14 protein-coding genes are annotated in these 13,345 nt (G+C 66.2%); 6 read left to right on the top strand and 8 right to left on the bottom strand.

What is annotated here, in order from left to right:
• Positions 1-49 precede the first annotated feature (49 nt).
• Positions 50-1,165 carry a Gfo/Idh/MocA family protein gene (locus MUH00_RS15700; RefSeq protein WP_247000161.1) on the top strand — a complete coding sequence of 372 codons (1,116 nt, stop codon included), beginning with the start codon at positions 50-52 and terminating at the stop codon, positions 1,163-1,165.
• Between the two features lie 143 nt (positions 1,166-1,308).
• On the opposite strand, the gene psmB is transcribed toward MUH00_RS15700, so the two are convergent.
• Together psmB and MUH00_RS15690 are read right to left on the bottom strand one after the other, a co-directional pair.
• Positions 1,309-2,037 carry an archaeal proteasome endopeptidase complex subunit beta gene (psmB, locus tag MUH00_RS15695; protein WP_247000159.1) on the bottom strand — a complete coding sequence of 243 codons (729 nt, stop codon included), beginning with the start codon at positions 2,035-2,037 and terminating at the stop codon, positions 1,309-1,311.
• 194 nt (positions 2,038-2,231) lie between these two features.
• Positions 2,232-2,411 (bottom strand): hypothetical protein, encoded by a 180-nt coding sequence (locus tag MUH00_RS15690; protein ID WP_247000157.1) that lies wholly within the window; start codon positions 2,409-2,411, stop codon positions 2,232-2,234.
• 304 nt (positions 2,412-2,715) lie between these two features.
• Between MUH00_RS15690 and MUH00_RS15685 the strand changes: the two genes are divergently transcribed.
• Together MUH00_RS15685 and MUH00_RS15680 are read left to right on the top strand one after the other, a co-directional pair.
• A complete protein-coding gene (locus MUH00_RS15685) occupies positions 2,716-3,069 on the top strand; it encodes a DUF555 domain-containing protein (protein WP_247000155.1) in 354 nt (117 codons plus the stop codon).
• Positions 3,070-3,125: 56 nt separating this feature from the next.
• Positions 3,126-3,665: a CBS domain-containing protein gene (locus MUH00_RS15680; protein ID WP_247000152.1), complete on the top strand. Its 540-nt coding sequence runs from the start codon at positions 3,126-3,128 to the stop codon at positions 3,663-3,665.
• Between the two features lie 118 nt (positions 3,666-3,783).
• Here the strand turns inward: MUH00_RS15680 and MUH00_RS15675 are convergent, their stop codons facing one another.
• Entirely contained in the window at positions 3,784-4,194 is a 411-nt protein-coding gene (locus MUH00_RS15675) for a helix-turn-helix domain-containing protein (RefSeq protein WP_247000150.1), read from the bottom strand.
• A gap of 229 nt (positions 4,195-4,423) precedes the next feature.
• On the opposite strand from MUH00_RS15675, the gene MUH00_RS15670 reads away from it, so the two are divergent.
• The gene (locus MUH00_RS15670) at positions 4,424-4,969 is read left to right on the top strand and encodes a DUF8170 family protein (RefSeq protein ID WP_247000148.1); all 546 of its coding nucleotides are present in this window, start codon (positions 4,424-4,426) and stop codon (positions 4,967-4,969) included.
• Positions 4,970-5,026: 57 nt separating this feature from the next.
• Here MUH00_RS15670 and MUH00_RS15665 read toward each other — a convergent pair whose 3' ends face one another.
• The 3 genes from MUH00_RS15665 to MUH00_RS15655 all read right to left on the bottom strand — a co-directional run bounded on the left by MUH00_RS15665 (position 5,027) and on the right by MUH00_RS15655 (position 9,149).
• Entirely contained in the window at positions 5,027-6,001 is a 975-nt protein-coding gene (locus tag MUH00_RS15665; protein WP_247000146.1) for an aldo/keto reductase, read from the bottom strand.
• A 275-nt stretch (positions 6,002-6,276) separates the two neighbouring features.
• The gene (locus MUH00_RS15660; protein ID WP_247000143.1) at positions 6,277-6,660 is read right to left on the bottom strand and encodes a hypothetical protein; all 384 of its coding nucleotides are present in this window, start codon (positions 6,658-6,660) and stop codon (positions 6,277-6,279) included.
• Positions 6,657-9,149, bottom strand: coding sequence for a penicillin acylase family protein (locus MUH00_RS15655; RefSeq protein ID WP_247000140.1), 2,493 nt, complete (start codon positions 9,147-9,149; stop codon positions 6,657-6,659). The genes MUH00_RS15660 and MUH00_RS15655 overlap by 4 nt, the downstream gene beginning before the upstream one ends.
• A 278-nt stretch (positions 9,150-9,427) precedes the next feature.
• Between MUH00_RS15655 and MUH00_RS15650 the strand changes: the two genes are divergently transcribed.
• On the top strand, positions 9,428-9,787 hold the full coding sequence (locus MUH00_RS15650; protein WP_247000139.1) for a winged helix-turn-helix transcriptional regulator: 360 nt from the start codon (positions 9,428-9,430) through the stop codon (positions 9,785-9,787).
• Positions 9,788-9,865: 78 nt separating this feature from the next.
• Here MUH00_RS15650 and MUH00_RS15645 read toward each other — a convergent pair whose 3' ends face one another.
• Complete coding sequence (locus MUH00_RS15645) at positions 9,866-11,344, bottom strand: short-chain fatty acid transporter (protein ID WP_247000137.1); 1,479 nt, start codon at positions 11,342-11,344, stop codon at positions 9,866-9,868.
• A 63-nt stretch (positions 11,345-11,407) separates the two neighbouring features.
• Here MUH00_RS15645 and MUH00_RS15640 point away from each other — a divergent pair, with 63 nt between their 5' ends.
• Complete coding sequence (locus tag MUH00_RS15640; RefSeq protein ID WP_247000135.1) at positions 11,408-12,694, top strand: MFS transporter; 1,287 nt, start codon at positions 11,408-11,410, stop codon at positions 12,692-12,694.
• Positions 12,695-12,718: 24 nt separating this feature from the next.
• Here MUH00_RS15640 and MUH00_RS15635 read toward each other — a convergent pair whose 3' ends face one another.
• Positions 12,719-13,165, bottom strand: coding sequence for a UPF0179 family protein (locus MUH00_RS15635; RefSeq protein ID WP_247000134.1), 447 nt, complete (start codon positions 13,163-13,165; stop codon positions 12,719-12,721).
• Between the last annotated feature and the right edge of the window lie 180 nt (positions 13,166-13,345).

Here is a 13,345-nt window from a genome sequence, read left to right as displayed (position 1 = left end):
GTTTCTCACCGATCGCTTACACGACCCTCAACGAAATCAGGTGTTTCGAATGAGTAGGGCAGGAGTCGGCATCGGGATCGTCGGACTCGGGGGAATGGGTCATCTTCATGCACGAAGTCTCGAGGACCTCGGCGCGAGCGTCGTCGCGGGTGCCGACCTCGTTCCCGATCAGCGGGATCGGTTCGCCGACGAGTTCGCCGCGAGGACGTATGAGACACACGAGGGGCTCGTCGTCGACGACGACGTCGACGCGGTCGTCGTCACCACGCCCAACCGATTTCACGAACCGATCACCGTCGACGCGCTCGAGGCCGGCTGTCACGTGCTGGTCGAAAAGCCCCTCGCCCACACGTTAGAAAGCGCAGAGCGCGTCGCGGCGGCCGCAGCCAGAAGCGACACCGTCTGCATGGTCGGCTTCCATAACCGCCACGCCGCGTCGATGGCCATGTTCGACGAACAACACGCCCGCGGCCGCTTCGGCGATCTGACGCACGTCGAAGCCAACTACGTGCGACGACGCGGCGTCCCCGGTCCCGGTTCCTGGTTCACCGATCCCGATCTGGCCGGCGGCGGCGCCTTGCTCGACATCGGCGTCCACGCGCTCGATTTGGCCCTCTACGCGCTCGACTTCCCGGAGATCGCGGAGGTCTCCGGCGTCACCCGGACGACGTTTGGAACGCGCGAGGAGTACGCCGACCCCGACGGATTCGGCGACAACTGGAACGCCGAAGCGGAGACCTACGAGGTCGACGATTCGGTCAGCGCGTTCATCCGGTGTGCCGACGGACAGACGATCTCGCTCGAAGCCGCCTGGGCTACGAACCGCGACGAGAGTATGGACTTTCGCGTCCGCGGCACCGAGGCCGGTGCGCGCTTCGACATCGGCGATACGAACATGACGATCCTCGAAGCCGGAACCGCCGGCTGTGACCACTACGCGGACGTCGATCTCGGCGGCGATCCGTCGTTGACCGGACACAGGACGCAGGACGAAGCGTTCCTCGAAACGGTCGTCGCCGGCACGGGCGCCGAAACCAACACGGTCGAGGAGGCGCTGACCGTCCAGCGCGTGATCGACGCGATCTACCGATCGAGCGATCTCGGTCACTCGGTCGCGATCGAGGAACCCGAGGTTCCGGTAGAGCGGCGCGCCCGGATCAAATAACTCTCCTTTCTCGCTTTCCCGTCGGCGGTTCGTTCACCGCATCGATCCGCCCTGCGATCGAAACTGGGCGTGGTCGATTACGGCCCGCTTTCGAGTCGATCGAACCGTGCGTGAAAAGCCGTCGAACCGCGTTCGAGCCCGTTCTAGAGCACTTCGTCGAAGTCGTGGTGGCCGTGGATCTCGACGCCCTCGTCGGTGATTTCACAGAGGAAGACGCCGTTCCCGGAGCCGGTGTCGCGCTCGACCGCGGACTTGATGCCGCGAGCGGCGATCGTTTTCGCTTCCTCGTTCGAGAGCCCCTCCTCGTAGGCCTGTTCGAGGTGACCGTAGGCGAGTTGCATCCCCGAGCCGGTGACGGTGTAGTCGTCCTCCATGACGCCGCCGGCGGGATCGATGCTGTAGACGTGACTGCCCTCGTCGTCGACGCCGCCCAGGATCGGGTGAATGGCGAAGAACGGACCGCCGCGAGCGAAGTTGCCGGCGAGGGTCGCGAGGGCCTCGATGCTCATGTTCTCGCCGCGCCGAGCCTCGTAGAGGTTGACCTCCGCGCGCAGGCTCGAAATGAACGACTGGGCGCCGCCGACGCTCCCGACCAGGGTCAACGCGCCGGTCGGGTGAATCTGCTCGACCTTCTGGACGTTCTTGTTCGAGACGAATCGGCCGCCGAGACTGGCGCGCATGTCCGTCGCGATGACGACGCCGTCGGCCGTCGTGATGCCGATCGTCGTCGTTCCGGTCTTGTTGACGTTCTGGAGATCGGCACGCGAGAGGTCGTTCTGGGGGAGCGAGCCGATCTCGGGCTCGTACGGGTTCGGATCGTCGGCCATCTGGTCGACCGTCCGGGAGAAGTCCGAGTCGTATGGTGTACGCATTGACGGAAGGGTACGGCCGGCACGATATAAAACCCCGGCGGTCACCGCTGGCGTTTCCGCTTTTTGCTTGTTTTGCTCCCGTGTGTGCGTGTGCGAAGCACGAACAGACCTCGGCGACTCGGTTGCGAGCGATCGACCGACGGTGCGACCGCTCGGCAGTTCGAGGGCGACAAAACGAGCGTGCGATCGGCGGCTTATTCCATCTGTGACTGTGCGGCCTCGTAGGCCTCTCCGACGCTCTCGAGGAGGCGGTGCAGCGGCAGCGTGACTCCGACCTGGCGGGTGATCATGGCGAGCGGCATTGCGACGATCCCGATCACAATGCACAGCTGGTACAGTGCAAACAGGGTCGCGCGGTACACGCGGGATTTCATCACGTTCAGCCGTGGCTCAGACGAGGGTAGTATATAAGCTTTCTTGAGTTACAAAAACCATAATGGTCGTTAATTATCTACTGGGTCGGCGCAGTCGTGCGGTTCAACTCCGGTTGAAATCGAGGCAACTTGAGGCGGAGTAATTTCGCAATTCGACTATCCAGGTCCGAATCCACCCGGCCAATTCTCGTAACTTATGGGCATGATCGGACTCACGTGCGCGCCTCGGCGCCGTCCCGCCCGTCGCTCCGGGTGCGGCAAACGGAACCGCAAAGCAGGAAACCCCCCGGGACGACCACGACGTATGGGAAACTATCTCGTCGCGATGGAAGCTGCATGGCTGGTCCGTGACGTCGACGCGATCGACGACGCGATCGGCGTTGCCGTCAGCGAAGCCGGGAAACGACTCAATAGCGCGGACATGGACTACGTGGAGGTCGAGGTCGGAGCGACCGGTTGCCCGGCCTGTGGCGAACCGTTCGACTCCGCGTTCATCGCCGCCGATACGGCGCTCGTCGGTCTCGGCCTCGAGATGGAAGTGTTCAACGCCGACGGCGAGGAGCACGCCTCCCGAATCGCCAAGAGCGAGGTCGGCGGCGCGCTGCGGGACGTGCCGCTGTCGGTGGTCGAAATCGTCGAGGTTTCCGACGACGAGTGATCGGCGGCCGGGGTGTCACCCAAACAGCTTTCTATAACCCGTAGTTATTGATTGGTATGGAACTCCCCACGCCTGCCGACCTGCGCCAGCGCCGGACGGAACTCGGGCTGACCCAGAGCAAACTCGCCGACAAAGCCGACGTCTCCCAGCCGCTGATCGCCCGAATCGAAGGCGGCGACGTCGACCCGCGGCTGTCGACGCTGCGGCGCATCGTCAACGCCCTGGAAAAAGCCGAGAGCGACGTCATCCGCGCGGCGGACCTGATGAACGAAGCCGTCGTGAGCGTCGCGCCCGACGATCCGGTCAGCGAGGCTGCACAAAAGATGGAGGCCGAGGCCTACTCGCAACTGGCGGTTATCCAGGACGGGATCCCCGTCGGCTCGATCAGCCAGAGCGATCTCGTCCGTCTCGACTCGGAGGCCCGGGACGAACCCATCGGGGACCACATGAGCGAGAGTTTCCCGACGGTCTCGAAGGACGCGACCCTCGACGAGATCAGCAACTTGCTGGAACACTACAAGGCCGTCATGATCACCGAAGCCGGCGAAACCGTCGGTATCATCACCGAAGCCGACATCGCCGCGCGTCTCTCCTAATCGGCTCGATTCGGCGGCGATCCGACGGCTGGCCGAGAGCGGCCACCCCGCCGACGATCGATGCGTCGCAGTCAACGGTCCCGCGCCGACGTCCCGTCAGGCCCCGCGTGGTCGGCGGTCAGCGATCGGGTCGGGGCGCGTTCTCGTATCTGATCATCTTCTCGGATTTATCGGAAATCGTCTCGTAGATGCGCTGAAGGGTCTCCTCCGCCCGGAGCAAATTGTGCGTTTCGAGGAACTGACGGCCCTCGTCGGTGAGGCCGTAGAACTTCCAGGGGTAGCCCTGTCGTCGGTCGTCGTCCGGAAGCGCGGCTTCCTCGACGATACCGATGTCGATCAGTTTCTGGACGTGCTTGTATACGGTCGCGTCGCTGACGCTCGGATTCAACTGCTCGAGTTCGTACATCGACGGTAACTGCTCGGGGTGTTGCAGGATGTTGGCGACGATCGCGAACCGCGTCTCTTGCGTGACGAAATGGAGGAGTTCGCGAGTCTCCGTTCCCCCGGCCGCTCCCACGTCGGTGCTCATGGCGCCACCTACGGCGTCCGCCACCAAGTAGTTTACCCTGGAGTAAATCACTCTGCAGTAAATCAGACTGTGCGTTCCCGCCTCGTGGAACTGATCCGATCGACGGGCGCGTACGGGAGATTCGAAACCGACTCGAAACGGAGTCGGCGGTGGAATCGGAACCGGTGATAGAATCGGAATCGGAAACGGGTGGGTAAATTCTATCAGGCACCCGCGTGAAACGGCGCTCATGACCGACGAGTCGCAGGTTCCCGAAGACGTGCTCGCGAGCGCGACGGATCGACTCGCGGCGGACGACCTCTCGATCGCGGACAACGAGGAACTCCTCCGCGCCCTGAGCGAACTGACGCCGATCTACGAGCGTGACCGGTCGTACTTCGTCCTCGGAAACTACGATCGGGAGCAGATGCGCCGCCTGAACCTCGTCGTCGATCGGCTCAACCGCCGACGAAGCGCCTACGCGTTCCGCATGTCCGACGTCCGCGGCGGCTGGGACAACGGCATCCAGAAGTTCTGTCTGATTGCGGACCTCGTCACGCACGTCGTCGGCGTCGCCGAGCAGGAGCCGAGCGGCTTCCTCGTCGAACAGGGGCTGCTCGTCGGGACCGAGGAGTACTTCGACAAGAGCTACGTCCTCAAGCGGGAGTACCCGGACGAGGACCGCCCCTACGGCTGGATGGAGGACGGCGTCTTCGATCTGCTCGAATCCGAGGAACGGCTGTACGAGTGGCGCACGGAAGCGGACCTGATCGCCGTAGTTGAGAAGATTCCCTGAATTTTCGAAGAATCTTCGAACCCGCTTCGAGAGTGTCCCGTGCCGATCACGACGGTATCAGGAGTGGCCCGACACCGGAACCGGTTCGTACGGCTCCTCGAGGTACGCGATGTCCGACGCCGACAGCGAGATATCGATCGCCTCGACGGCCTGCTCTAAGTGTGCGACGCTCGTCGTGCCGACGATCGGCGCGTCGACCCACTCTTTGTGCAACAGCCACGCGAGCGCGATCTGGGCCATGGTGACGCCCTCGTCCGCGGCGATTTCCGCCACCCGCTCGTTGATCTCCCGCCCGCCGCCCTCGCGGTACGGGTGCTCGTACAGGTACTCTTCCGTCTCGCCGCGTTTCGTCGCGTCGATCTCCTCGTGGGGCCGCGCGAGGTAGCCCCTGGCCAGCGGCGACCACGGAAGGACGCCGACGTTCTCCTTCTCGCACAGCGGCAGCATCTCCCGCTCCTCCTCGCGGTAGACGAGGTTGTAGTGGTTCTGCATCGTGACGAACCGATCGAGCCCCAGTCGGTCGCTCGCGTACAGCGACTCGGCGAACTGGTGGGCCCACATCGACGAGGCGCCGAGGTACCGGACGTGACCGCGGCGAACCGCATCGTCGAGCGCCCGCAGGGTCGTCTCGATCGGCGTGTCGTCGTCCCAGCGGTGGATCTGGTAGAGGTCGATCGTCTCCATCCCGAGTCGCTCTCGACTGGCCGCGAGTTCCTGTTCAATCGCCTTCCGGGAGAGGCCGCCGGAGTTCGGATCGTCCTCGCGCATCTGGAAGTACCCCTTCGTCGCGACGACCGACTCCTCGCGGTAGCCCTCCAGGGCCTCGCCGAGGATGCGCTCGGACTCGCCACGCGAGTACATGTTCGCCGTGTCGAAGAAGTTGATCCCGAGGTCGATCGCTCGATCGATGATCTCCGCGCTCTCCTCGTCGTCGAGGACCCACTCGCGCCAGTCGCTCGAACCGAAGCTCATGCAGCCGAGACAGAGCCGACTCACTTCCATGCCGGTGTCACCGAGCGTTGTATACTCCATGCCCGCGGCTACGACGGCATCCGGGAAAACAGTACGCGGGCCGGAAATCGACGACGCGATCGAGGATCGGTGTACTCAGACGCTGACTCCGGAATAGTCACAACTGATACCACCACGAAAGCCTCACCCGTATCGGCTGATCGGCCAGGCTAGGGGGGATGAAAGGGGCTGAGCTTTCGTGGTGTTCTCAACCGATGCGCTGCTGAAAGTTGCCACGCTAAACGTGCCCCTGGAATAGTCATTCAGATCAAAACTAAAGACGCCGTGATCGGGGCTCAAACGATCCCTCTGACCAACGAGCCGAGCATCGGCAGCCCGATCGCGCTGGCGACGACCAGATAGACGACTGGCGCCATCTCGATCGCGGGCCAGGTCGCGCCGCCGAGCGAGACGGCGAAGACGACGAGGACGAGGAGGCCGAACCCGATCGCGATGCCGATCCCTCGCCGGAACGACGGGGCGACGAGCGCGACGGCCCCGCCGCCGAGGACGAGGCCGAGCCAGTGGAACCACGCGGCGACCAGCCCGATCGCGACCGCTGCGACGAGTGCGACGAGGTGCGTTCGTCGATCGGTCCTGACGCGATCGAGTGCGGTCGCCGACGCCGCTCGAGGCGCCTCGTCCAGATCGCGTTCGGGTTCGCCGTCGTGCGCGCTCACGACGATCCCTCCTCGAAGGTGACGGTCGTCTCCGCGTCGTCGATCGACCGGGCCATGGACTTCTGTTCGTTGTCGACCCACCGCCGGAACTGATCGTCGTAGTGGGCCGAAAAGTAGTCACCCGAGTTGCCGCCGGGGAGGATCGCCGTGGCCTCGCCGCCGGGTTCGACGACCATCCGCCAACTCGAGCCGACCGCGTCGTCGACGCGGTAGTTCATGACGGTCGCGGGAGAGCCGTCGGCCGGGCGCTCCGGGTAGTTCAGGAAGGGCGCCTCCGAGCCGAAGGGGTGTTCGACGGCCCCGGTCGTGTTCCAGTCGCCGTAGACCTCCCACCCTTCTTCGTCGATCTCCTCGACCGTCGCTTCGAGCGCCTCGATCGCGAGTTCTGACCGCGATCGGCCCTCGAAGACGGGACTCTCGTCGGGGATCGTCGCGAGCACCCAGTCGTTGGGGTGGTAGGACGAATCGAGGTCCGCGTCCTCGAAGATCGGTTCGAAGACGCGCTGCCGGAAGTGGTCGATCCAGCGCGCGAACGCGAGCGCCCCGGCCGAGTCGCGGTCCATGCGGCGATCCCAGTCGGCGAGCGTTTCCGCGGCGTCGGCGGCCGCGTCCGAGACGCCTCGACCGTCCGAGTCGTCGCGGCCCTCGCGCTCGTCGATCGCCGCGAGAAGCTCCGGCACGAGCTGGTCGGCTCGGCCGTCTCGAGTGTCGGCCTGAAGGTCCCGATGGAAGTGGAGGTCGGTCGGCTCGCCGCGCTCGACCCGCTCGTCGAGGCGCTCGTAGATGCGCGCGCCGCGGTACGGCGACGCGTAGGCGACGCCGACGTAGTGGCTCGGATCGTCGGCGACCCGCTGGTTGGCCGTCGCCAGCACGTCGGGATCGATCGCGTGGGGCTTCTCCTCGAAGGGAACGAACCCGTCCCATGAGGACTCGCCGAACGGCTCGAAGCCCTCCCACTCGCCCTCGCCTGCGGAGCCGTCGAAGATTCGGTTTCCGGAGACGACCTCCCCGTTGATCCGTCGGATCGGCAGCTTGCCGGTCGCGTAGTAGAGCGTCCGCCCGTCGGCGTCGGCGTAGACGAGGTTCTGCGTCGGCAGGTCGAACGTCCGGGTCGATTCGAGCAGGTCGGCGAGCCCGTCGCTGCGCCCGAACTCGTAGATCGCCTCGGTCGTCCGGGTCGCGGTGTGGCCGGTCCACGCGACGCCGACCGTCCGCTCCTCGCGCTCGATCACTGGACCGTGGACCGTCTTGCGGAGGGTGAGCGTCCGATCCTCGCCGCCCGCGACGACGACCTCGCGCTCCTCGGTCTCGAACTCGCGCCACTCGCCGCGGTAGCGGTACCGATCGCCCTCGTCGTCGATCTCGTACCGGTAGCAGTCCAGCACGTCGGCGCCGACGTTGGTGAACGACCAGGTGCCGCGCTCGTTCGCCCCGACGACGACGAACGGCACGCCGGGGAACGTCGCCCCCCGGACCGACGTCTCGGGCGTCTCGACGTGCTGTTCGTACCACACCGGCGGCGTCATCAGCGAGAGGTGCGGATCGTAGGCGAGGATCGGTCGCCCGCTGACGGTGTGATCGCCCGAGACGACCCAGCTGTTCGAGCCGACGCCTGGCGGTGACTCGAACCGGGAGAGGTAGCTCGTCAGGGCCACGCCGATCGCGGTCTGTTCGCCCGAGGTGACGTTATCGCCGTTGCCGTCGCCGCCGCTCTCGGACCTCTTGGCGCCAGATCCGTCGCTGCGATCGGAACCGTCGGCATCGTCGCCGTCGTCGAGCCGATCGGCCTCGACCGCGTCCCGCAGGATCGGCGTCTCGTGATCCAGCCGGTCGGGATAGAGTTCGTCGGCGAGGTCCGCGCCGAGCCGATCGGCGACCAGCGCCCGTCGGAGCTCGCCGAAGTTCCCGGTCAGGTTCCACGAGATCTGTTTCTCCATCAGCATCGAATCGACCGGCGTCCACGGCCGGGGCTCGTACTCGAGGAGTTCGAACTCCAGCGGCAGCGGTTCGCGATCGATCGCGGCGTTCACGCCGTCGGCGTAGGCCTCGACGAGCGGTCCCGCCGGCGTCTCGGCGACGACGTCCCACGTCGCCTCGGCGGCGCCCGCGAAGTCCATCCGGACGTGGAACTCGTCGTCTTCGAGGGTCGCCTCGCCGACGACCGCCGAGAGCTGCCCGCGCATGACGCGCCGTTGCAGATCGAGCTGGAAGAGGCGATCGAACGCCTGCGCGTAGCCGACGGCGAAGTAGACCGCCGGTTCGTCGTCCGCCGCGACGTGCGGAACGCCGTCCGAATCGACCCGGAGGGTGGCCTCGCCGTATGGACTCTCGACCGACTCGGGAAGCGATCGGTCGGCCGCGTTCCAGGCGCGGCCGGACAGCGGTGCGAACGCGTCGAGGAGTTCCCGCGCCGACGAGAGCGTGAGGCCGCCGATGCCCGCCGCGAGCGCGCCGGCGAGCAGCCCGCGGCGCGTCGTGTCGGATGGCACAACGGGTCCCTTTCGGCCGGCCTGTCTTAACAGTCACGCCGATAACGTGTTCCGGGGGCGCCGTCCCTCACGGCGTCTCGGGATCGGTCCGCTCGACGATCGCTCTGACCGCGAAGAAGGCCGCGGCGGCGAACGGGCAGTACTGCCCGAGCAGGGCCCAAGCGATCGTCGTCGGGATTCCAATCGCGGTTGCATCTCCGTCCGAAAGGCGCTAACCTTCCGTTAGCTGGTTCGGTGCCGAACCCCTATAGTGGTGGAGGCCCAACGATCGGGCAGCCATGCCACGAGCCCGGACCGACGCCGAGACCCGCGAGCAGAACGCCGCCGCCTGTCCCATCATCGAGTCCCTCGAGCAGATCGGCTCGCAGTGGCGGCTCACCGTCCTCCACACGTTACTCGACGGCGAACACCGGTTCAACGAACTCAAGCGATCGACCGGCGCGAACGCCCGTACCCTCTCGCGGGTCCTCGACGACCTCGGCGAGATGGGGTTCGTCGAACGGCGCATCGAGGAGGATTCGCCGATCGCCACCTACTACAGCCTCACCGAGAAGGGCGAGTCGCTCGAACCTGTCTTCGACGAGATCGAGTGCTGGGCGGGCGAGTGGCTCGACGACGATCGCGTCGAAGCCCAGTAGTCTCGCCGAGGCCGCGCTGGTCGCGATCCGATCGGCCGCGATCGAATTCGGGACGAGGGACCGATCGAACCGATGCGGTCAGTACGGTAGGACGTACAGCACGATCGCCAGGAACGGGATCAGAGCGAGCAGCATCGCGATCGCGTAGCCGAACATCTCGCGGGCTCGAATCCGGGTGATCGCGAGCAGCGGGAGCGCCCAGAAGGGGTTCAACAGGTTCGTGTGTGCGTCCCCGACGGCGTAGGCCATCGTCGCTTGCCCGATCGGAACCCCCATTTCCTGGGCGGCCTCGAGGACCGACGGACCGAGGACGATCCACTCGCCGCCGCCGGAGGGGACGAAGAGGTTGACGACCGCTGCGGTGAGCCAGGCGATCACGGGGAACGTCTCGGGCGACGAGACCGCGAGCAACCCTTCGGCCATCGTCTCCGCGAGGCCCGATCCGGTCATCATCCCCTGGATGCCCGCGAAGAACGGGAACAGCAGGATGATCCCCGCGGCGGCCTCCGCGGCCTCGCCGAATCGTTCGCGGTAGACGGCCGGCCGCGTGTAGATCAACAGGCCGACGAACAGGAACGCGAAGTTCAGGACGTTCAGGTTGAGGGCGTCGAGCCCCTCGGTCGCGAACAGGTAGGCGACCACGGCGACGCCGGTCAGCGCGATGAGGCCGCCGAGGAGGAGGCTGTTGTCGATCCGCTCGGCCGGAACGGGCGTCCCGCCCCCGCTCGCGCCGGATTCCGGCGTCGATTCCCCCACCGCGCCGTCTCCAGCGGCAGTCCCGTCGGCGACCTCGTCGTCAGCGCCACCGTCCGTTGCCGTCGCGAACAATTCCTCTTCGGGAATGTACTCGCTGATCCCCGTCGATCGCTCCGCCGGGGGCGTCAGCAGGTACAGGACGATCGCGGCGAAGGCGATCGACAGCGCGGTGAGCGCGAGCGCGTACGTGCTGAAGATCGTCGCCGACGTGCCGAGGGGAGCGTCGACGATTCCGAGTTCGATGAACTCGTTCTCCGGGGTCGCGAGCAACAGGGGCGCCGACCCGGACAGGCCCCAGTGCCAGGTGAGTCCGAGGCCCATGTACCCCGCCACGCACAGCAGGGGATAGTGGACGTCGATGCCCTTTCGGTAGGCCGCCTTTCCCATCTCTCGAGCGAAGATGGCGCCCACGACGAGGCTGAATCCCCAGTGGACCCACGCGAGGGCCATCGAGACGACGCCGACGAGGACCACCGCCTGTCCGCTACTGGTAGGGACGGCCGCGAGTCGCTGCAGGCCGCGGTTGACCCAGGGGTGGTACGCGATCACGAACCCCGTCATGATGATCAACACCATCTGCATCGCGAACGTCAGGAACGCCCAGAACCCGTCGTACCAGTGAAACACCATGTCCGCCGGCCCCTGTCCCTCGACGACGACTCCGACCACGAAGACGACGTAAGACAGGATGACCGCGAACAGGAACGGACTCGGCATCCACCGCTCGACCGCGTTCGCGATCCGTTCTCCCGCGCGTTCGATGACGTTACCGCGTGCCGGTGTTGTTTCTCTCGACGACATCGGAACTATGTCATCAACCTTTATACTAATAATTATGTGACAATGTCTCGTTAGTTGGATCGTATGGACCCCGACGGCGAGACCGTTCGGAGATCGAGTGACTCCTCTCGGCCTAGTGACGTGATCGGGGGCGGCTGGCGGGACGTGTATCGCGGCTGGCACGTCGTCGCCGGCGGGTTCGTCGGCGCGTTCGTCGTCTTCGGCCTCTCGTACGCGTTCGGCGTCTTTCTCGAACCGATCCAACGCGATCTCGCGCTCTCGCGATCGGGCGTCTCGTTCGTCTTCTCCCTGCAGACGGTCGTGATCTACCTCGCCGCCGCCGCCCTGGGCGTGCTCGCGGATCGATTCGGGGTGCGGCGACTCCTGCTGTTCGGCGCGGTCGCGCTCGCGCTCGGCGGCGTCTGGACTAGCCGGGCGGAGACGTACGCCGAACTGCTCGCCGCCTACGGAGTCGTCACCGCGATCGGTCTCGGGGCGATCTACGTCGTCTCCTACGCGACGGTGCCGCGGTGGTTCGAGCGCCGTCGCGGCCTCGCGACCGGCATCGCGACGGCCGGATTGGGGATCGGAATGGTCGCGACGGCGCCCGCCGCGAGCGCGCTCGTCGGAACCGCCGGCTGGCGCGACGCCATCCTCGTCCTCGTCGTCGGCGCCGCGATCGCGATCGTCCTCGTGGCGCCGCTGTTCGCCGACGATCCGGCCGCGGCGGGCGTCGATCCCGGCAACGAGTTCCCCGCCGGTCCGCCGGATCGCGATCCGCCGGACTGGGCGGCCTATCGGCGGGAACTGACCGCCGTGGCGACCTCGCGGCTCTTTCTCCTCGTGTTCGCCGGCTGGGTGACCGTCTACGCGACGCTGTACGTCGTTCTCGTACACGTCGTCCCCTACGCCGGTGAGGCGGGCCTCGGCGAGGGAGCCGGCGCCGTCGCCATCGCGCTGATTGGGATCACGACGGCCGCGGCCCGGATCGGCGTCGGCGGCCTGGCGGATCGGCTCGGTCGGATCGAAACCTTCGTCGCGTGTTCGGCCGTGATGGGCGCGACCACCCTCGCTCTCCCGATCGTCGACTCCGCGATCGGGCTGTACGCGTTCGCCGTCGCCTTCGGCATCGCCTACGGCGGCAACGGCGCGTTGCTCTCGCCGCTGACGGTCGACCTCTTCGGGGCGGGGAACCCGAACGCCGTCTTCGGGCTCGTCTCGCTCTCGTTCGCCGTCTCCGGACTGACCGCGCCGTGGCTCGCTGGCCTCACGTTCGATCTCGCGGGGACCTACGCGCCCGCGTTCGTCGGCGCGGGAATCGCCGGCCTGTGCGGGGCGGGACTGATCGCGATCGCCGTGCGAGACGCGTAACTGCCGGCGGTCCGGCGGTCGTTCCTAGTCGTCGGGATCGAGTTCGACCAGTTCGAGCGATCGATCGAGGTGACAGACGTCGTGCGGCGGGTCGCCGTGGCTCCGCTGGATTCGGTACTCCCGATCGAACTCGAGGCCGTCGGGTTCGCAGTACTCGTGACTCGGGCACTCGACGTACGGACACGGGCCGGGGAGGGTCGTTTTGCTTCCGGCGAACGCGCCCTTCGAAGTGATGTTTGCCATCACGGGGACGGGCTCGACCTCGACCGCTCGAACGCCGCCGTCGTGCATCGCACACTCGAGGGTCTGGGCGTTCTCGCGCACATCCGTGACGCGGTACTTCCTGCCGGCTTCGAGGTTGAGACACTGGCTGCGGTACGGACAACCCGCGCAAGCGTCCGCCTCGCCGTGGTAGACGAACTCGGTCCCCGGTTCGGCGAGCCGGGGGCCGATGAGCGTAACGGTCGACATACTCCCGGATTCGATCCGATAGCGGTTAAGCCTCACGTCGGGACGGCGACCGGGTCGAGGGCTCCTCGTCCCGATCGCCGTACAAAGTGGTGAACGGGGATCGCTTCAGGTCGGTTCTCAGGCCGGCATATCTGTTGCGATAGTTGTACGCTCTGACTGCCCCAGCTTGAGCGTTCGTCA

The sequence above is a fragment of the Halosolutus gelatinilyticus genome, from assembly GCF_023028105.1.
GTDB lineage: Archaea > Halobacteriota > Halobacteria > Halobacteriales > Natrialbaceae > Halosolutus > Halosolutus gelatinilyticus.
This window is presented reverse-complemented; position numbering and strand designations above follow the sequence as displayed.